We start from the raw sequence: 19,430 nt of genomic DNA, 5'->3' as shown, positions 1-19,430 counted from the left end.
TATTTTTTGTTGAAGCGAGGGCGCTGTATCGCCGCACCCTCGCTCCGCGTCAGATATTACGCCTTGATTTCCGCTGCCTCCGGCTTGTCATCCTCACGCGGAATGCGGAACCACGCGACATAGAGCGCCGGCAGGAAGAGCAGGGTAAGCGCCGTGCCAACCACGATACCCCCCATCATCGCATAGGCCATCGGGCCCCAGAAGATTTCCCGGGAGATGGGGATGAGGGCGAGGGTGGCCGCCGCCGCCGTCAGCATGATCGGCCGCATGCGATGCTCGGTCGCCTCGATGACGGCACGCCATGCCGAGACCCCTTCGCTTCTCAGATGCTCGATCTGCACGACGAGAATGACCGAGTTGCGGATCAGAATGCCGATCAGCGCCAGCACGCCGAGAATGGCGACGAAGCCCATCGGCGCATTGGAGAAAAGCAGCGCCACCACGACACCGATCAGGGCAGTCGGCGCCACGGCAAAGACCAGGAACAGCCGGCTGAAGCTCTGCAACTGGATCATCAGGATCGTCGCCATCGCAAACAGCATCATGGGCACGACAGCGACAATCGGTGCTTGCGAATCCGCGCTGGATTCCACTGAGCCGCCCGTCTCCAGCGTATAGCCGACGGGAAGCGTTTTCTGGAACGCCTCGATCTTCGGCTTCAGCTGTTCCACAATCGTCGCCGGCTGCGTTGGACCGATAATGGCCGCCTTGACGGTGACCGTCGGGATCCTGTCACGACGCCAGATGGTCGGCTGCTCCAGCTCATAGCGGAAATTGGCGATTGCCGAGAGCGGCACGGCCTTGCCGTTGGTCGCCGGCAATTGCAGGTTCTGCAAGGTCTCGATGGAGCCGCGCTCCGAAAGCTGCGCCCGCGCCACCACGTTGACGAGGTAGATATCGTCCCTCACCTGCGTGACGGTGGATCCTTCGACAATGCTGTTCATGGCATTGGCGATATCTTCCGAGGAGACGCCGAGCTGGCGGGCCTTGTCCTGCAGAACATCGACCTTGACGACGCGCGTCGGCTCGTTCCAGTCCATCACCATGTTGGACAGTAGCCGATGTTCGCCGACGATGCCCGACAATTGCTGCCCGAGTTCGCGCACCTTCTGGATATCAGGACCGCTGAGGCGATATTGCACCGGTTTCCCGACTGGCGGACCGATATCGAGCAGTTTCACGAAGGCGTCGGTGCCGATAAAAGTCTTGTTCAGATAGTCCTGCAATTCGGCGCGCACCTTGTCGCGGACATCCAGCCCCTTGGTGACAATGACCGTCTGCCCGAAGGTGACATCCGGCGTCTGCACGTCGAAGGACAGGATGAAACGCGGCGCGCCTTCACCGACATAGGTTGTCCAATGGTCGATATCCGGATTCTTGGCCAGCATTTCCTGCTCGAACTGCGCCATCTGCCGGTTGGTTTCGGCAATGGAACTGTTCTGCGGCAGGTTCCAGTCAACGATCAGCTCCACGCGGTCGGATGACGGGAAGAACTGCTGCTGCACAAGGCTCATGCCGCCAACGGAAAGGCCGAACAGCGCAATGGTGAGGATAATCGTCACCCAGCGCCAGCGCAGCGCCCGGCCGAGAAGCCAGGAAAAGGCGGAGGCAAAGCGGCCCTTCTTTTCATGATGCGATTTCATCGTCTTCGGCAGGATCGTCACGCCGAGCAGCGGCGTGAACAGGACCGCGACGATCCATGACACGATCAGCGAAACGGCGATCACCACAAAAAGCGTGAAGGTGAATTCACCCGCCGCGCTGTTGTTGAGGCCGACGGGAATGAAGCCGGCGACCGTGACCAGCGTACCGGTCAGCATCGGGAAAGCGGTGGAGGTATAAACATAGGTCGCCGCTTTCCTGAGATCGTCTCCCACTTCAAGCCGCGCGACCATCATCTCGACGGCGATCATCGCATCGTCGACAAGCAACCCGAGCGCGATGATGAGGGCGCCCAGAGAGATGCGTTGCAGCGAGATGCCGGTATATTCCATGTAGACGAAGGTGATCGCCAGCACGAGCGGAATGGAAACGGCAACCACCATGCCGGCCCTGAGGCCAAGGCTGATGAAGCTGATGACGAGAACGATGGCGATGGCCTCGAACAGCGCCGAGGTGAAGCCAGAGACCGCCTCATCGACCACGGCCGGCTGATCGGACACACGATGCACATCGACACCGACAGGCAGATCCGCCACCACCCGCTTCATCTGCGCATCCAGCGCCTCGCCGAAGTGCAGCAGGTTCGCGCCGGTTTTCATGCCGATGGCAAGGCCGATGGCCGGCTGGCCGTTGAAGCGGAACAGCGAGGACGGCGGGTCGACATAACCGCGCCGGATCGTCGCCACTTCCGTCAGCGGGAAGAACCGGTTGTTGACCCGCAGATTGATGGACCGCAGGCTGTCCTCCGACGTGAACTGGCCGCTTACACGCAGCGCCACGCGCTCCGGCCCGGCATTGACGAAACCGGATTGCGTGACGGCGTTCTGGGCTTGCAGCGTCTTGATGATCGACTGCTGGTCGATGCCGAGCGCCGCGATCTGACGTGTGGAGAACTCCAGATAGATCGTCTCGTCCTGTGCGCCGATGACATCGACCTTGCCGATATTGTCGACAGTCAGCACCTTCGCACGCGCATCCTCCACCAGATCGCGCAATTGCCGCTGGCTGAGACCGTCGCTGGTGAAGGCGTAGATATTGCCATAGACATCGCCGAAACGGTCGTTGAAGAAGGGACCGACGACGCCCGAGGGGAAGTCGCCCTTGATATCGCCGATCATGTTGCGCACCCGCACCCAGGTCGGCTCGACGTTGCGCGCCTTGGTTTCCGGCACCAGCTCCACGAAGATCGTCGTGCGACCGGCCACCGTCTGGCTGCGCAGATGGTCGAGATTATCGAGTTCCTCGAGCTTCTTCTCGATCCTGTCGGTCACCTGCCGCGCCACTTCTTCGGCGGAAGCGCCGGGCCATTGCGCGCTGATCACCATGGTCTTGATGGTGAAGTTCGGATCTTCCTCGCGGCCGAGGTTGAGATAGGAGAAAACGCCGGCAAGAACGAAAACCAGCATGAAGTACCAGACGAGCGAACGGTGTTCGAGCGCCCAGTCGGAGAGATTGAATTTCTTCACTGACGGACCTCCTGATCGATCCTGATGGCCTGTCCATCCTTGAGCTTGTGAACGCCGGCGCTGGCAACGCGCTCACCGGGCTTGACGCCGCCGGTGATGCGCACGCTGCCGCCTTCGGCAGGCTCGCCCTCTATCGTGACCGGGCGGAGCGTTACCGTTGCCGTCTCGGCATTGACGATCCAGACGCCCCATCCATTGTCGGTTTTCAGCAGGGCCGATGACGGAAGCATGATCTGCGGTTCGGAGGCGGCAAGCACCGAGGCCGTGACGACGGACCCTAGCCGGAATGCCGGCGGCGCATCCTGCAGGCTGATCTTCGTGCGGCGCGTACGCGTCGCCGTTTCGGCTTCCGGAGCGATCTCGCGCACCACGCCGGTGGTGCGAATTTTCGGATCGAGCTGCAGGGCGACCTCGAAGGCGGAGCCGATCTCCAACCGCTGCGCCGCAAACTGCGGAACATCGACCACCACGTCGCGCACTTCCGGGCGAGCGATGGTCACGACGGTTTGCCCGGCCGAGACGACCTGACCGATTTCGCCCGAAGTTGCCGTCACCACGCCATCAAATTCCGCATGCAGCTGCGCATAACCCAGCTGTTCCTCGGCCTTGTCCAGATTGGCGCGGGCCTTGGCGACAGCGGCATTGGCGGTGCGTGTTGCCTGCTCGGCCTCTTCCAGTGCGGCTTCCGTGCCGCTGCGCGCCTCGGCCAGCACACGCTGGCGCTGCTCGGTCGTCACTGCATTGGCCAGCTGCGCTTCCGCATTGGAGAGGTCGGATTGCGCGCTCTTCACCGCAAGCTCGAGCGCGAGCGGATCGATTGACGCAACCACGTCGCCCTTCTTCACCAGATCGGCGACATCGACATTGCGGGCGATAATGCGACCGAGCACGCGAAAGCCGAGATCGGTCTGAATGCGCGATTCCACAGTGCCGGTCAGACGCAGGGCATCGGCGGGCTTCTCTTCCACGACGACGGAAAGCACCGGACGCGGCGCCTCGGCGGCGGCTTCCTGCTTGTCCTCGCAGGAGGAAACCGCAATCGCCACAGCCACCAAAAACAAGCTTTTGTATATACTGGACATTATTGTGCCTGCCCCTTTTCATAGGCGACCTTTTCACCGGCGCGGAGAAATTTGGTGCCGACGGTGACGACGAGATCGCCGGCATTAAGCCCCTGCGTGATGACGAATTGACCGGTCTCGTAATCGGCGACCTCGATGCGCCGCATGGCGATTTCCGAAGATTGCGGATCGACCACCCAGACGGCGGGGAAGCCGTCCTGCGACGTCATCGCCGACCACGGAAGCTCAATCGCATCGACCTGTTTGAAGCGGAAATGGCCGGATACGGGCGCGCCGAGCGGCATGGTCAAATCGCCGTTCAGACCCACCTTGACCCTGATCGTTCCATTGTCCGGGTCTATCGTCGGAGAAATCTCCCGCACCGGCGCCGCAACGCTGCGGGCGGGGTCCGACAGGAGGCTGACATTGACAAGATTGTCGATATCACGCTCAAGGAAAAGGGATTCGTAGACATCGAAGACCGCATCGCGCGGCCCGTCATGCGCCAGCGTGAAGACGAGCTGGGCGGCCTGCGCCACCTGGCCGACTTCGACATTGCGCGCCGTGATAACGCCATCCGCATCCGCCCTGAGTTCGGTATAGGAAAGCGCATCGCGCGCCGTATCGAGCTGCGCCTGCGCCGATGTCACCGCTCCTTGCGTCGTGAGAAGGGTTTCCTGGGCCTTGTCGACCGCCGAACGCGAGGTCACCTGCGTCCTGAACAGGCTTTGCTGACGGTCGAAGGTCAATTGCGCCTGCGTCTGCTGCGCTTCCGCTGATTGCAGGTTGGCCAGGGCGACATCGAGATCGGCCTTCTGCTCTTCGGGATCCATGCGGGCAAGCAATTGCCCAGTCTTCACCCTTGCGCCCACATCCACCAGCCGCTCGGTGATCTTGCCGCTGACGCGGAAGGACAGATCCGTCTGGACCCGTGCCTTTACTTCGCCGGTGATGACGCTGCCGCGATCGACAGGCTTTTTCTCAGCCGCGACCACATCGACGGTGCGGAGCGGCTTTTCGGCAGGCGGCTCTTCATTGCTGCAGGACGACAGGGCGAAAATACCGCCAAGCGCCGCCGCGATAAGAATAGTTCTCATGGTGACCTCTTGATCTTCGCCTCATCCTATAATATTTGACTGACTGAATAGTCAATGAAATTCTTATGCCGCTGATCGCGGAGCTGTCCGGAACATCGGGCCAGCCTCCCGAATGATCATTTCCTTCTCGTCCGGCACATACCTGCGGGCGCATCGGCAATGTTCCGGCATAGTGAAGCATGCGCGCGCCTTCACAAAAATCGTTCCGGTTTTTGCGCCGGTGCTATAGGCAAACCCATCTCTCATTTCCGCCAATCGCGACGGACAGAAGGGCACGCGTCGAAAATAAAGAAGGAACCCGGGGCCATGGCGAAAGCAAAACTGACACGTGCTGAACAGAAGATACAACGTCCGTTGCAAATTCTCGATGCAGCATTCGAGGAATTCACCAAAAGGGGATTTACCGCGACGCGGGTGGAAGACATCGCGGAACGGGTGGGAGTGACGAAAGGAACGGTCTACGTCTATTTCGAAACCAAGGAGGCGCTCTTCGAGGCCATGGTAAAACGTGCCTCCATGCCGTTCCGGGAGGCGTTCAGGGCCTATACGCACAAGTCAGACGATCCCGTCGAGCAGCTTCGTCTGCTGCTCGAATTCCTGTTCGACTCACTCGTCGACAACAGAAAAATGCGGGAACTGTTTCGTCTAATCGTCGCGGAAGGCGCAAAATTCCCGGATCTCATCGACCAGCACCATGACACGATGATGGCGCCGGTCTTTGCACGCATCGATGCGGTCCTCGAGGAAGGCGTCGCGAAAAAAAGGTTCAGGGCCAACCCTCCCGAACTCGCCAAAGTGGTGATGTCACCCATGGTCGGAACATTGGTGTTTCGGCTAATTTTCAACGACCGGCGCATTCTGGACAGACAGGCCGTCCTGAAAATTCATCTCGAGCTGATCATGCGCGGGCTGCTGGCATAGGCATCATTCCTTGAGGCCCGGTCTCAGCCGACGCCGCCGATGCAAACATATTTGAGCTCGGTATATTCCTCGATGCCGTGGCGTGACCCTTCCCGGCCAAGACCCGACATCTTGACACCACCAAAAGGCGCCTCGGCGGTGGAAATAGCCCCTGTATTGACTCCGACCATGCCATATTCGAGCGCCTCGGCAACCCGGAAGACCCGCGACAGATCGCGCGCATAAAAATAGGAGGCGAGGCCGAAATCGGTATTGTTCGCCTGCGCGATCACATCCGCCTCGTCCTCGAAGCGGAAGAGCGGGGCGAGAGGCCCGAAGGTTTCCTCACGCGCCACCTGCATGCCGGCATCGACATTACGCAGGATCGTCGGCTCGAAGAAGTTGCCGCCCAGCGCATGTCTTCTGCCGCCGGTAGTGACTTCCGCGCCTTTCGAAAGCGCATCGGCAATATGGGCCTCCACTTTGGCAACGGCGTTTGCGTCGATGAGAGGCCCGAGAATGCTTGCCCCCTCCAACCCGTTGCCAACCTTCAACCGAACGACGGCTCGAGCGAATTTTTCAGCGAAAGCATCATAGACGCCGCTCTGCACATAAAGACGGTTGGCGCAAACGCAGGTCTGACCATTGTTGCGGAATTTGGCGAGGATCGCGCCCTCAACAGCGGCATCGAGATCGGCGTCATCGAAGACGATGAAGGGCGCATTGCCGCCGAGTTCCAGCCCCAGTTTCTTGATCGTCGGCGCACATTGCCGGTAAAGATGTTCGCCTGTGCGCGTTGAGCCGGTAAAGGTCAGAAGGCGGATATCCGGGCTTGCCGTCATTTCTGCGCCTATCTCGGCGGCTGGCCCTGTCAAAATGCTGAAAAGCGCAAGCGGCAGGTCGGCGCGCTCGGCAAGGATCGCAAGGGCGATGGCAGAAAACGGCGTTTGCGGCGCCGGTTTCAGCACCACCGCACAGCCGGCGGCCAGCGCCGGGCCGGCCTTGCGGGTGATCATGGCATTGGGGAAATTCCATGGCGTGATGGCCGCAACCACACCCACGGGCTGGCGGAGAACCAGAATGCGTTTGTCCGGCTGGTGGCCGGGCACTGTCTCGCCATTGATCCGCCGCGCCTCCTCGGCAAACCATTCGATGAAGCTCGCACCATAGGCGACCTCACCCTTTGCTTCCGCCAGCGGCTTTCCCTGTTCCAGCGTCAGTATCATGCCGAGATCGTCACGGTTTTCCATGACGAGCCGGAACCATTCCTTCAGGATATTCGCACGCTCGCCGGCGGTGCGGCGGGCCCACTCCTTCTGGGCAATCACGGCGGCAGCAATCGCTTCTCTCGTTTCCCTCGCGCCGAGTTCTGGAACCCGTCCAACGATCTCTCCGGTTGCGGGATTGCGGATCTCCGCCGTTTCATGGCCATCGCAACCGATCCAGCGACCGGCCACCGGCACTTTCTCGCCGAAGAGTGTGGGATCATTCAGATGCATGGCCCATCCCTCAACAGAAGACCTGCGCTGAGGCCGGATCGAAGGCGAGATGCACGAGGTCGCCACGGCTGAGGCCGGAAATCGCCTCATGGCCGAAAGGCAGGCGCACCGCAAGCGGCTCACCCGAACCGGTATGGGCCACCACATGGACATTGTTGCCGAGGAAAGTGATATCGCTGACCGTGGCCTGGAAACCGGCGGCGGCGACCGGCCGGTTACGGCTGAGCTGCAGCCGCTCCGGGCGCAGCATCAGCGCCGCCTTCGTTCCCGGCGCAGCCTCACCATGCACCGGAATATGATCGAAGACGATATCCCGGCCGAGCGACACTGTCGCCTTGCCGCCCGAGGCGGCGAGGAGATCGCAGGCGATGAAATCGCTGTCGCCGATGAATTCAGCCACGAAACGGGTAGCCGGGTGAGCGTAAAGCTCCGGTCCCGTGCCGATCTGATCGATAACCCCCTTGGAAAACACGGCGATGCGGTCGGAAAGACGCAAAGCCTCTTCCTGGTCGTGGGTAACATAGAGGATCGTCGCTTCCGTCTGCTGATGAATACGACGGATTTCGAACTGGATTTCTTCGCGCAGCTTCTTGTCGAGCGCCGACAGCGGCTCATCCATCAGAAGCACCGGCGGGTCGTAGGCAAGCGCCCGGGCCAGCGCCACGCGTTGCTGCTGGCCGCCCGACATCTGCGCCGGCTTTCTGTCCTCGAAACCTTCGAGACGGACAAGCCGCAGCATTTCCTTCACCTTCGCATCGATTTCCGCCTTGCTCTTGCGGCGGACCTTCAACGGAAAGGCGATATTCTCGCCGACCGACAGATGTGGAAACAGGGTGTAGCGCTGGAAGACCATGCCGATATTGCGCTTGTGCGACGGCGTCGACAGCAGGCTTTCACCGTTCAGCAGAATATCGCCCGATGTCGGCTGCTCGAAACCAGCGAGGATATAAAGCGTCGTGCTCTTGCCCGAACCGGACGGCCCGAGAAATGTCATGAACTCACCCGGCTGCACGTCGAGATTGACGTCCTGAACGGCGACGACCGGTCCGTATTGCTTGCGGATGCCGCGAATCTGCAGGAGCGGTTTGGTCATGTTTTCAGTCCTTTTCGCACAGCCGCGACAAGCAGCATGAGAATGATGGTCACCGCGATGAGAAGCGTGGAGGCGGCCGCAATCACCGGCGTCAGATCCTGACGCAGCGTTGCCCAGATTTTCACCGGCAGCGTCTGCAATGTCGGGCTTGCCATGAAGATCGCCAGCACCACCTCATCCCACGAGGTTAGGAAGGAGAAGATCGCCGCCGAAAACAGGCCGTGACTGATGGCGGGAAGCGTGATGCGGATTTTCGCCTGCAACGGGCTAGCGCCGCACAGCACCGCCGCATCCTCAATCGATTTGTCGAAACCCTCGAGCGCGCCGGTCAACGCCAGAATGGAAAAGGGCAGCGCCACGACAAGATGGGCGATAACGAACCCGGCAGTGGTGCCGGCAAGGCCAAGTTTCAGGAAAAAGGCGTAAAGCGCCACAGCCAGCACCACGACGGGCAGGATCATCGGCGTCATGAACAGCGCGCGAAGCGTGTTACGCCCGATGAAACGGCCGCGCACCAGCCCGAAGGAGGCGACAAGACCGATCAGCACGGACAGCACCGTGACCATGAGGGCTATGCGCAGGCTCGTCCAGGCGGCCTCCAGCCATCGCGGATCGGCGAAGAAATCCGCATACCATTTCAATGTCCAGCCGGGCGGCGGAAAGATCAGCCATTGCGACGAGCCGAAGGACAGCGCTGCGATGAAAACGATCGGCAGAACGAGAAATGCCGTCGTCAGCAGCGTGATCAGGAGGAGCAGCCATTTCCAGAGGCCGAGGCTGTTATAGTTCAAAAGCATGTCAGCGCCCCCCTGCCCCGGCCGCACCGAAGAATTTGAGCTGCACCGCATAAAGCGTCAGCGTCACCACCAGCAGCACCAGTGCGGCCGCCCCGCCCATGCCCCAGTTGACGAGCGACTGGACGAATTGCGCAATGAGTTCGGCCAGCATCATGTTCGCCGTACCGCCGAGGAGCGCCGGGGTGACGAAGTAACCGAGCGACATGACGAAGACCATCAGCGCGCCGGAAATCATGCCGGGGGCGGCCAGCGGAATAAGGATGCGGGTCAGCGCCTGAAAGCGTGTCGCCCCGCACAGGGCCGCCGCCTGAAGAATGGCCGGATCGATCTTGCGGATGACGCCATAGAGCGGAATGATGATGAAGGGCAGCATGATATAGGTCATGCCTATCGTTACCCCGATAAGATTATTGACCAGCGCCAGAGGCTGATCGATGATGCCGAGCCCCATCAGCGTCTTGTTCACCACGCCCGTGCGCTGCAACAGCACCATCCACGCATAGGTGCGCGCCAGAAGATTGGTCCACATCGACAGGAGCAATATGGCAAAGACGATGGAAGCGAGCCGCGCCGGCATGATGGCGAGCGCCCAGGCGACGGGAAAGCCGATCGCCAGCGACACGACCGTTACCAGCGCCGACACCGCGAAGGTATTGAAGAAGATCTTCAGATAGGTGGAGCTTCCCAGCAGGACGGCATAGTTGCCCAATCCGAAAACAGGTTCGGTGACGCTGCGCGACAGCAGGATCAGAACCGGAACGACGAAGAACAGGACAAGCAGGACAAGCGCCGGCAGGGTAGCCGTAAAGTTGCCGGGCCGGAAAGGCATCCGCACCTTCGCTTTCGGGCTGACTGTTTCATCGGTAAGCGAGACCATGCCCAAACCTCCCGGACGTGGAAAATCGCGCGGGCGCCTGTCGCGGCCCGCGCCGTTATCTTACTTCGCCTGCCAGGCGTACCAGCGCTCGCCAATCTCATCGCGATGCTGCGCCCAGTAGCTCATATCGGCATTGACCTGGCTTGCCGTCTGCTGGTCCGGCAGTGTCTTGGCGGTTTCCGGATCCATCAGCTTGGCGGATTCGATATTGACCGGCGCATAACCCGTCGCGGTCGCCATATCCGCCTGCGCCTGCGCAGAGGTGGCGAGCGCGATGAACTTCATCGCCGCATCCTTGTTCTTCGTTCCCTTGGGAACGACGAGGGAATCCGCCGCGGTGATGTTCTGCTGCCAGGAGGTCTCCACCTTCACACCGCTTTTTTCAAGCGCCGTCATGCGGCCGTTCCAGACACTGCCGAAGGGCGCTTCCGCAGATGCAATCAACTGCTGCGACTGCGCGCCGCCGGACCACCAGATGATATCGGATTTGATCGTATCGAGCTTCTTGAAAGCGCGGTCGAGATCGAGCGGATAAAGCTTGTCGGCGGCCACGCCATCGGCCAGAAGGGCTGCTTCGATCACGCCCGGCGCAGACCATTTGTAGAAGGTTCGCTTGCCGGGAAATTTCGCGGTGTCGAACAGATCGGCCCAGCTCTTCGGGCAGGCGGCCACGGCATCGACATTGCAGCCGATGACGAAGGAGTAATAAAAGCTGCCGACTGAGTAGTCCGTCACGAAGCGCGGATCGAGTTTGGTCTTGTCGATGACGGCAAAATCGAGCTTCTCCAACAGGCCCTTCGGGCCGGCCTGCGCGGCATAATCGCCCTCGACATCGACCACATCCCAGGTCACGCCGTTCGCCTCGACCATGGCTTTCAATTTGCCGTAGTCCGTCGGACCGTCCTGCACCACGTTAATGCCGGTCGACACCATGAATTTTTCAGCCCAGGCCGCCTTCTGGGCGTCCTGCGTGGTTCCTCCCCAGCTGGAGAAAACCAGATCATTCGCTTCAGCAGATGCACCAAGGGCAAAAAGAGCGGCGCATGTCGTCAATACCAGTTTCAATTTCATGTTCCCTTACTCCGTTTTAGAGCTTCTTGTTGGTATGCACGTCGCGACCGGCGCATTTCACCCGAGCGGTGAAAATCGCGCCGGTTTCATGATCTTGTTTTCGGCGACTTCAATGAGGTCGCGGATTTTCGGAAGGAAGGACAACCAGCGCGGATCGGCCATCAGCCGTGCGCGCCGTTCTTCGCGGTCATCCAGGCTCGAAAAGGCCCAGATATGGACGATCTCATTGATCGGTCCGATCTCGGAGAAGAAGTAACCCACCAGCTCGCCGAGATGGCTCTTCTGGATTTCGATGCCCTCTTCCTCGACCACCTTGAGGTAGGCGGGAATGGCGCCGTTTTTCAGCCGGTAGGTACGGATTTCGTAAAACATGGGCTCACCGCATCACGAAGGGATCGGGGATCGGGTCATCGGAGGTGCGCAACCATATGGTCTTGGTGCGCGTGTAATCGAGCGCCGCCGCAAGCCCGCCTTCGCGACCGTCGCCCGACAGACCGAATCCGCCGAAAGGCGCAATCGGAGAGACCGCACGGTAGGTATTCACCCAAACGATGCCGGCACGGATCGCTTTCATCAGACGGTGGGCGCGCGTCAGGTTCTGCGTGAAGACACCGGAGGCAAGGCCATAGACCGTGTCATTGGCCAGCGCGATGGCTTCCGCTTCGGTTTCAAAGGAAACGACCGAGAGGACGGGGCCGAAGAACTCCTTCTCCATCGATGGGGAACGAATGCCGTCGCAATCGAGAATGGTTGGCCGATAGAAATAACCGTCGCCGTCTACAGGCGCACCGCCTGTGACAACCTTGGCGCCCGCATCCACGGAGGCGGAAACCAGAGAAACGATATGTTTCCTCTGACGCTCCGTCGCCAGCGGGCCTACTTCCGTCGCCATATCCAGCGGCGAGCCGATGCGGATCGCCTCAGCCTTCGCCTTCAGAATCTCGAGGAACCGATCCTTGATACTTCTTTCGATGATCAGCCGCGAGCCGGCGACGCAGCTCTGGCCGGTCGCGGCGAAAATGCCAGCCACCTGCGCATTGGCAGCACTTTCGAGATCGGCATCGGCAAAAACGAGGATCGGCGATTTGCCGCCGAGTTCCAGCGAGGTGGAAGCGAGATTTGCCGCCGAATTGCGCACGATATGACGCGCCGTTTCCGGACCGCCGGTAAAGGCGATATGAGCCACCTTCGGATGGGTGGTGAGCGCCGTGCCGCAGGACGCGCCGAAGCCGGAGACGATATTGACGACGCCGGCGGGAAAACCGGCCTCATGCACCAGCCGGGCAAATTCCAGAAGAGGTGCCGGCCCATCTTCCGAGGCCTTGACGACAATGGTGCAGCCAGCGGCGAGTGCGGGACCGATCTTGACGGCGGCGAGAAATAGCTGGCTGTTCCACGGCACTATGGCCGCCACGACGCCCACGGGTTCACGCCGCAGCCAGACATCCATATCCGGCTTGTCGATCGGCAGATAGGCGCCCTCGATCTTGTCGGCGAGACCCGCATAATAACGATAATAATCCGCGACATAGGCAATCTGCGCGGAGGTCTCACGGATGATCTTGCCGGTATCGCGGGTTTCGAGTTCGGCAAGCGTCTTCGCATTCTCAGTGACCAGATCGGCGAGCTGGTAGAGCAGCTTGCCACGCTGTGTCGCCGTCAGTTTCGACCAGCCTGCATCTTCGTAAAGCGCCCGGTGAGCGGCCTCGACCGCACGGCCGACATCCGCCTCGCGGCTTTCCGGCATTTCGGCCCATGCAGTGCCGCTTGCGGGATCGAGACTTGCGAAACGCGCCTCGCCGTCTTCGAAATGTCCGTCGATATAGCACTGGAAACTGCGCATCGCGTTACTCCCCGAAAGCCGGCATGACATCGGACAGGAAGCGCTCCAGCGAGGCCTTCTTACGCTCGAAGCTCATGCCCGTATCGATCCAGAAGGAATATTCGTCATAGCCCATGGCCTCGTAAGATTTAAGCCGGCTAATCACCTCATCGGCATTGCCGACGACATTGTTCTTTCGCATGACATCGGTGGAAAGCATCGCGTTGGCGGCGATGTCTTCGGGCGCAATACGCTCGATCAACCCCTGATGGATCGGTTTTTCGTTTTTGAACCAGGCGAAGAAGTAGTTGTAATAGACGCTCATCTCATGCGCCGCCTGAGCGATATCGGCTTCATCGGAACCGACATAGGTGTGGCGAAGCAGCATGATTTTCGGCCGCTGTTTTTCCGGGTTCTTGGCGCAGGCATCGTTGAAGCGGCCCATCAGGGTTTCCACCTCGTCATCGCCCTGCCAGAGCGGCGTCACCTGCACGTTGCAATCATTGGCGACTGCGAATTCGTGCGAATTCGGATCGCGCGCCGCCACCCAGATCGGCGGGAAGGGCTGCTGCAATGGCTTGGGAGCAGACGTGGTGGCCGGAAATTTGTAGAACTCGCCGTCATGGGCATAATCGCCCGCCCACACACCTTTGACGGCCGGGATCAGCTCGCGCATGCGCTGGCCGGCACCCCAGGCATCGAGGCCCGGAAGCAGCCGCTCATATTCAAACGAGTAAGCACCGCGCGCGATGCCGATATCGAGACGGCCGTCGCAGATGAGGTCGGTCATCGCCGCTTCGCCGGCAAGCTTGATCGGATGCCAGAAGGGCGCGATCACCGTGCCCGTCCCGAGACGCGCCGTCCTGGTGCGCCGCGCCAGATCGGCGATCGTCACGAAGGGGTTCGGGGCAATGGTGAAATCCATGCCGTGATGTTCGCCGGTCCAGATGGCATACATGCCGCCGCGATCGGCGATTTCGCAAAGCGTCACGAACTCCTCGTAGAGCGTCTTGTGATCCTGCGAGGCATCCAGCCGTTCCATATGAACGAAGAGGGAGAATTTCATGGGTTTGCCGCCTTCATCGAGATGGGATGGACCCTGCCGGCAGTCTCGTTACCGACATAGACACCGAAATTGCCGATTGAACTTTCCAGCGCGAACCGGTTGACAATGTCCGCCGTCGCGCCGGAGTCGAACTTTGCCGAAGCCAGCGCGCCGGGCAACAGAAAACGGCCCTGGCGCGGCGCATCGTCCCCATCCGCAAGCGCGTGGTAGACGATGTGCTGACGCCCATCCGCCTTGTTTTCATAAACCGAGTAAAGAAAGCCGGTCCTGACCGGCAGCCCGGTCAGCTCTTCCAGCCGCGCCGTCAGCGCCGCGACCGGATCGCCGCCCGCCACGACGCAGCCGGGCAGCGACAGCACATCCTCCCCGACGAGGTAAATCTCGCCACGACGCTCGAGAACCGCGCCGACGGCGATTTCACCCTCCGCCGCAGCCGAAAGCGCCTTGGCGGCCAGCATCGGCGTGAAGTAACCGCCGCGCGCATAACCGAGGCCGTTCAGACCGCTATTCTCGAAAGCGTCGATGCGACCGAGCAGAATGACGTGGTCTCCAGCCTCGATAACCTCCTGCATCGAACATTCGAACCAGGCCGCAACATCGGCAAAGACCGGTGAGCCTGCCGGCGCATCCGACCAGATGGCGGCGGCAAAACGGTCTTCCACCGGCCGGGCGAACGTATTGGACAGATCCTTCTGGCCTTCCGACAGAATATTGACGGCGAAATTTTTCGCACCCGTCATCGTCGCGAAATTGCGCGAGGTGCGGGCAAGGCAGATCAGCAGCAACGGCGGATCGAGCGAGACGGAGGTGAAGGAATTTGCGGTGAAACCCACCGGCTTTTCGGCTTCGTCGCGGGTGGTAACGATCGTCACCCCCGTCACGAAGGCGCCGAATGCGTCGCGCAGGGCGCGCGGGTCAAGGGTTGCAACGGTCATTGCGGCTCCTCCTCTAAAGCCAGCCATTCGGCCATCAGTGCATTGACGGTTTCGGGTGCGGTCAGATTGACCATATGCCGGTGTGCCTCGACGATGCGGGCATAACCGCGCGGCGTGATCGCCGCCATCTGCTGCGCCATCAGGGGCGTGGAGTTCGGATCGTCCGAACCGGTCAGAAAAAGCGCCGGGCAGGTGACCGAAGGCCAGCGGTCGGCATAGGTCTCGTCCCCGCCCGCAAAAGCGGTATAGGCGACCGCGTAACCTTCCGGATCGACCATTTCCAGCCAGCCTCTCGTCAATTCCCGCGCGTGCCGGCTTTTCAGATCATCACCGAACCAGCGCAGCAAGGGGCCTTCCTTGTCCACGCCCGTGGTGCGGATCGCCGCCGCGCGCGCAAGCACCGCCGCCTTCGCAACGGGGTCGCGGCGATAAACACCGTTCAGATACCCGACACGCGCTATGCGATCTCCAAGCATCGCGGCTGCCCCGCCGGAAATCAGCGCCCCCATGGAATGCCCCGCGACATTGGCGCGCTCTATCCGCATGTCGTCTAGAAACCGGCCGAACCAGCCGACGAAATCCTCAAGAGTGCTGCCGGCCGCAAGACGTTCGCTGCCGCCGTGGCCGGGCATGTCGACCGCGATGACGCGGTGCGTTGTCGAAAACACCTCGATCTGCGGCGTCCAGGCTTCGAGCCGCATTCCAACACCGTGGATGAGGATCAAGTCCTCGCCCGCGCCGGCTTCGAAATAGGCGGCCCCGCCTCCGGTCGTTTTCCGGGGGAGCGTGGCGGCGCCTGCCTTTGCACCATTGACCCGTGACGTGTCGGCGACCCTTTGCATTGGCGTTCGCCTCAAACGCCGGCCGGATTGGCGACATCCTGGCCGAGATCCTTCAGATCCTGATAACGGTCGCCGATGCGGTGGTGCGGCCGGCCGCCAACGGAAGCACCGAGCGCGACCACGATCTCGTCCGCAGCCGGGGCATCGGGAATGGCCGTCTGGATCGTCAGATAATGCGAACGGCGGCCCTCATCATTCTTGTCCATCAGCGGGATCATGATCGGCGCATTGCCTGGGCCGCGCGTGTTGCAGAAAGCGAGATAGGATTTGGCGCCGACCGCCTGACGATAGTGATTGCCGAAGCGCAGCGTATGGATGAGCGCGGAGGCATGTTCGATCTCACCATCCAGCCCCACGACGGCCGCCTTGCCATAGGCCTCCACCGCCTCGCCGGAGCCCACGGCGTCAAGGATCATCTTCGTCAGCAATTCGCCAAGCACCGGCGCGCCTGCGTGAATTTCCGGCTTCAGATCGGCTACGAAACCTTTGCCCGCCCACGGATTTTTAACGACCGCAATGGCGGCGAACAGCCTCAACGGCGCTGCGGCAGCCTTGCCCCCCTCAATCAACGTCGTTTCGACCTGCAGCAGGGTCTTGCGGATCTGGATGGACATCAGCGCTCTCTCCGTAAATATGATGGCTTATGGTATGCCATAATATATGACTGTCAAGTACCGTAATCCCGTAAGGGTGAGCAATGGAATTTTTGGGTTGTCGTCGCCGATAAGTCGAGCGCTATGGCCAACCGATTGCACTTGGCAAGCAACGATTGGAGGCGGGAAAATGGGGCAGATTTGACCGGGGCGTCATCAGCCGGACTGGATGCGCAAGTGGCCGCCCAATACGGCGGCAATGTTCCGGAAGATCAGGCAGCCGAGGCCGGTGGCCTCTATTCCTGACTTTCGAGCCGATATCGGGAACCGGGATAGAGCAGCCGTACGGACGTGACGGCGCGGCTCGATGACCAGGTTCTGCGGCGCACGAGAAGGCAGGGCTCGTTTCGGCTGATGGCCATCAATTTGCATTCCCAGGGCTGGGGCGATGCCGCCTCGATGAATTGCTCGGTGCGCGAAATCGGTGCCGCCGCCGTCAGATAGGCATTCGGGGTGAGCGTATTGAAATCCTGCATAAGATAATCCGGAGCGATCTCCGCATTGACGAAGCGATCTTCGAGCTGGATCGGAACATCGTCTTCGTGGTGTACGATGATGGAGTGAAAAACCTTCGCTCCCACGGCGATCTCCAGCGCCGTTGCGAGATCGGGACCGCAAACTTCCGTCTGGGCGAGAATCAGGCTCGGCCGATGCGTCGAGCCGCGCTCCTTGATCTCGTCGGCAATATTGCGCACGCCCATCATGCCGGCGCTTCGCTTTTTCGGGGCGACAAAAGAGCCGCGCCCCTGCACGCGAACGATCACCCCCTCGGTTGCCAGCTCCCGCAGCGCGCGGTTTGCCGTCATGCGACTGACACCCAGCATGTCGACGATCTCGTTTTCGGAGGGTATCCTGTGGTTGGTCAACCACTCTCCGCTGGCGATCTTTTCCTTGATCTGTTCTTTCACCCGCTCATATAGCGGCAGGGAGGAGCGATCGCCCGAGACAGGAAACTCGTTTTCGGTGACGGGCAGCATTGAAACTCCTAAAAATCGGGCGACTGCACAAAACGCAGCCAGAATCCGCGCAAGCACAAAATTATCACATCCTATCTTGCTTGTCTTTCGCAAATGTGTGAAGTTACATATACAACTTGAGGGGAAAAATAATGGCAAGCGAAGACTCGATCTCCAGCGGCCGCAAGTCTCCCGCCGATAGTCGGGGCGATATTCGAATGCCCGCCCAGCGCAACGGCAGGAGCTGCCATGCCGGTGCCGAAGCCATGTTTGGTGGCTCGGCCGCGCAATATGCGCTGAAAGACCGCCCTTGCCAGAACCCGCCAACCGCATGCGCCTTCCACCCGGCGTCGCCAATGCGCGTGAACCATTTGAATTTTTCAAAGTTGTATAGTGAACTTTCGGCACATCGTTTCGAGGCGAACAACGAATTCCGTATTGATTCGACAATCAACCGGCTGCCGATTTCGATGGGACATGAAATGCACCAATGACCGCCGGGCTCAGGGGTAGACATCTGCCCGGAGCGCCCGGCTGAAACCACAAAACGCATGCCAGCAACTTGCCAATCATCAAACCAAAAGGGGAATGCAATGCTGAATTCAAAGCTGAAAATCGCGCTGGCCACCACCGCGCTCATCATGGGAGCCTATGCCGGGTCCGCGAGAGCGGAAGGCTATTGCGCCGCTGGAAAGACCATCACCTTCGCCGGCATCGACTGGGAAAGCGGTGCTTTCATCACCGAAGTCATGAAGGAAATCCTCTCCAAGGGCTATGATTGCAAGGTCGATTCCATTCCGGGCAACTCCGTGACGCTGGAACAGGCGACCGCCAATAACGACGTGCAGATCTTCGCTGAAGAATGGATCGGCCGCTCCGACGTCTGGAACAAGGCTGCGGAAGCAGGCCAGGTAACATCGGTCGGCAAGACCTTCGTTGGCGCCGCCGAAGGCTGGTTCGTGCCGGAATATCTGGTCAAGGGCGACCCGGCAAAAGGCATCGAAGCCAAGGCTCCGGACCTGAAGAGCGTCGACCAGCTTTCCGACCCGAAGATCGTCGAGCTGTTCAAGGATCCGGAAGAGCCGACCAAGGGCCGCTTCCTCAATTGCCCCTCGGGCTGGACCTGCGAAGGCGTCAACACCGCCAAGCTGCAGGCCTACAAGCTGGAAGCAAACTATGTGAACTTCCGCCCCGGCACCGGCACCGCTCTCGACGCCGCCATTGCCGCCGCCTATCTCCAGGGCGAGCCGATGCTGTTCTATTACTGGAGCCCGACGGCAATCATGGGCAAATACAAGCTCATCCAGCTGCAGGAGCCGGCCTATAGCGACGCCTGCTGGAAGGAACTGACGAGCGCCGATGGAAAGCGCGACGCCGGCTGCGCCTTCCCCTCCGTCGAAGTGGCCTATGGCGTGAACAGCACCTTTGCGAAGGAAGCGCCGGAAATCATCGCGATCCTTGAAAAGGCGACATTCCCGCTGGCGGAGATCAACTCCAGCCTCGCCTATATGACCGACAAACAGGTCGATGCGACAGCCGCCGCCAAAACCTTCCTTCAGACCAAGGCCGATATCTGGGGTAGCTGGGTTTCTGCGGACGCCAAGGCGCGTATCGAAGCCGCCGTCAAGTAAAC

18 protein-coding genes are annotated in these 19,430 nt (G+C 60.6%); 3 read left to right on the top strand and 15 right to left on the bottom strand.

What is annotated here, in order from left to right:
- Positions 1-56: 56 nt before the first annotated feature.
- Genes EM858_RS00995 through EM858_RS00985 form a run of 3 tightly spaced genes read right to left on the bottom strand, consistent with a single transcriptional unit; the run spans position 57 to position 5,286 of the window.
- The gene (locus EM858_RS00995) at positions 57-3,128 is read right to left on the bottom strand and encodes an efflux RND transporter permease subunit (RefSeq protein WP_127755526.1); all 3,072 of its coding nucleotides are present in this window, start codon (positions 3,126-3,128) and stop codon (positions 57-59) included.
- On the bottom strand, positions 3,125-4,210 hold the full coding sequence (locus EM858_RS00990; RefSeq protein ID WP_127755525.1) for an efflux RND transporter periplasmic adaptor subunit: 1,086 nt from the start codon (positions 4,208-4,210) through the stop codon (positions 3,125-3,127). The genes EM858_RS00995 and EM858_RS00990 overlap by 4 nt, the downstream gene beginning before the upstream one ends.
- Complete coding sequence (locus tag EM858_RS00985) at positions 4,210-5,286, bottom strand: efflux RND transporter periplasmic adaptor subunit (protein WP_127755524.1); 1,077 nt, start codon at positions 5,284-5,286, stop codon at positions 4,210-4,212. Before EM858_RS00985 ends, EM858_RS00990 begins: the two co-directional genes overlap by 1 nt.
- A 306-nt stretch (positions 5,287-5,592) precedes the next feature.
- Between EM858_RS00985 and EM858_RS00980 the strand changes: the two genes are divergently transcribed.
- Positions 5,593-6,207: a TetR/AcrR family transcriptional regulator gene (locus tag EM858_RS00980; RefSeq protein ID WP_127755889.1), complete on the top strand. Its 615-nt coding sequence runs from the start codon at positions 5,593-5,595 to the stop codon at positions 6,205-6,207.
- 23 nt (positions 6,208-6,230) lie between these two features.
- Here EM858_RS00980 and EM858_RS00975 read toward each other — a convergent pair whose 3' ends face one another.
- From EM858_RS00975 to hutC, 12 genes are all read right to left on the bottom strand, one after another.
- Entirely contained in the window at positions 6,231-7,685 is a 1,455-nt protein-coding gene (locus EM858_RS00975) for an NAD-dependent succinate-semialdehyde dehydrogenase (RefSeq protein ID WP_127755523.1), read from the bottom strand.
- A gap of 10 nt (positions 7,686-7,695) precedes the next feature.
- Positions 7,696-8,778 carry an ABC transporter ATP-binding protein gene (locus EM858_RS00970; protein ID WP_127755522.1) on the bottom strand — a complete coding sequence of 361 codons (1,083 nt, stop codon included), beginning with the start codon at positions 8,776-8,778 and terminating at the stop codon, positions 7,696-7,698.
- Positions 8,775-9,575, bottom strand: a complete 801-nt coding sequence (locus tag EM858_RS00965; protein ID WP_127755521.1) for an ABC transporter permease — start codon at positions 9,573-9,575, stop codon at positions 8,775-8,777. Before EM858_RS00965 ends, EM858_RS00970 begins: the two co-directional genes overlap by 4 nt.
- A 1-nt stretch (position 9,576) precedes the next feature.
- Positions 9,577-10,452, bottom strand: coding sequence for an ABC transporter permease (locus EM858_RS00960; protein WP_127755520.1), 876 nt, complete (start codon positions 10,450-10,452; stop codon positions 9,577-9,579).
- Between the two features lie 60 nt (positions 10,453-10,512).
- Positions 10,513-11,523, bottom strand: coding sequence for an ABC transporter substrate-binding protein (locus EM858_RS00955; protein ID WP_127755519.1), 1,011 nt, complete (start codon positions 11,521-11,523; stop codon positions 10,513-10,515).
- A 57-nt stretch (positions 11,524-11,580) separates the two neighbouring features.
- Complete coding sequence (locus EM858_RS00950; RefSeq protein WP_020813480.1) at positions 11,581-11,895, bottom strand: NIPSNAP family protein; 315 nt, start codon at positions 11,893-11,895, stop codon at positions 11,581-11,583.
- 4 nt (positions 11,896-11,899) lie between these two features.
- Positions 11,900-13,366: an aldehyde dehydrogenase gene (locus EM858_RS00945; RefSeq protein ID WP_127755518.1), complete on the bottom strand. Its 1,467-nt coding sequence runs from the start codon at positions 13,364-13,366 to the stop codon at positions 11,900-11,902.
- A gap of 4 nt (positions 13,367-13,370) precedes the next feature.
- Positions 13,371-14,411, bottom strand: coding sequence for an LLM class flavin-dependent oxidoreductase (locus tag EM858_RS00940; RefSeq protein WP_127755517.1), 1,041 nt, complete (start codon positions 14,409-14,411; stop codon positions 13,371-13,373).
- The gene (locus EM858_RS00935) at positions 14,408-15,346 is read right to left on the bottom strand and encodes a flavin reductase family protein (RefSeq protein ID WP_059757781.1); all 939 of its coding nucleotides are present in this window, start codon (positions 15,344-15,346) and stop codon (positions 14,408-14,410) included. Before EM858_RS00935 ends, EM858_RS00940 begins: the two co-directional genes overlap by 4 nt.
- On the bottom strand, positions 15,343-16,188 hold the full coding sequence (locus tag EM858_RS00930) for an alpha/beta fold hydrolase (RefSeq protein WP_127755516.1): 846 nt from the start codon (positions 16,186-16,188) through the stop codon (positions 15,343-15,345). The genes EM858_RS00935 and EM858_RS00930 overlap by 4 nt, the downstream gene beginning before the upstream one ends.
- Positions 16,189-16,199: 11 nt before the next feature.
- The gene (locus EM858_RS00925) at positions 16,200-16,802 is read right to left on the bottom strand and encodes an amino acid synthesis family protein (protein WP_127755515.1); all 603 of its coding nucleotides are present in this window, start codon (positions 16,800-16,802) and stop codon (positions 16,200-16,202) included.
- A 275-nt stretch (positions 16,803-17,077) separates the two neighbouring features.
- Positions 17,078-17,818, bottom strand: a complete 741-nt coding sequence (hutC, locus tag EM858_RS00920) for a histidine utilization repressor (protein ID WP_003519590.1) — start codon at positions 17,816-17,818, stop codon at positions 17,078-17,080.
- Positions 17,819-17,949: 131 nt separating this feature from the next.
- Here hutC and EM858_RS00915 point away from each other — a divergent pair, with 131 nt between their 5' ends.
- Together EM858_RS00915 and EM858_RS00910 are read left to right on the top strand one after the other, a co-directional pair.
- Positions 17,950-18,291, top strand: a complete 342-nt coding sequence (locus EM858_RS00915; protein WP_127755514.1) for a hypothetical protein — start codon at positions 17,950-17,952, stop codon at positions 18,289-18,291.
- A 99-nt stretch (positions 18,292-18,390) separates the two neighbouring features.
- Entirely contained in the window at positions 18,391-19,428 is a 1,038-nt protein-coding gene (locus EM858_RS00910) for an ABC transporter substrate-binding protein (RefSeq protein WP_065656555.1), read from the top strand.
- The last annotated feature ends 2 nt before the right edge of the window (positions 19,429-19,430 follow it).

The organism is Agrobacterium sp. CNPSo 2736 (assembly GCF_004005385.1).
Lineage (GTDB): Bacteria > Pseudomonadota > Alphaproteobacteria > Rhizobiales > Rhizobiaceae > Agrobacterium > Agrobacterium leguminum.
The sequence above is the reverse complement of the archived record's forward strand: the minus strand, read 5'-3'. Positions and strand labels throughout refer to the sequence as shown.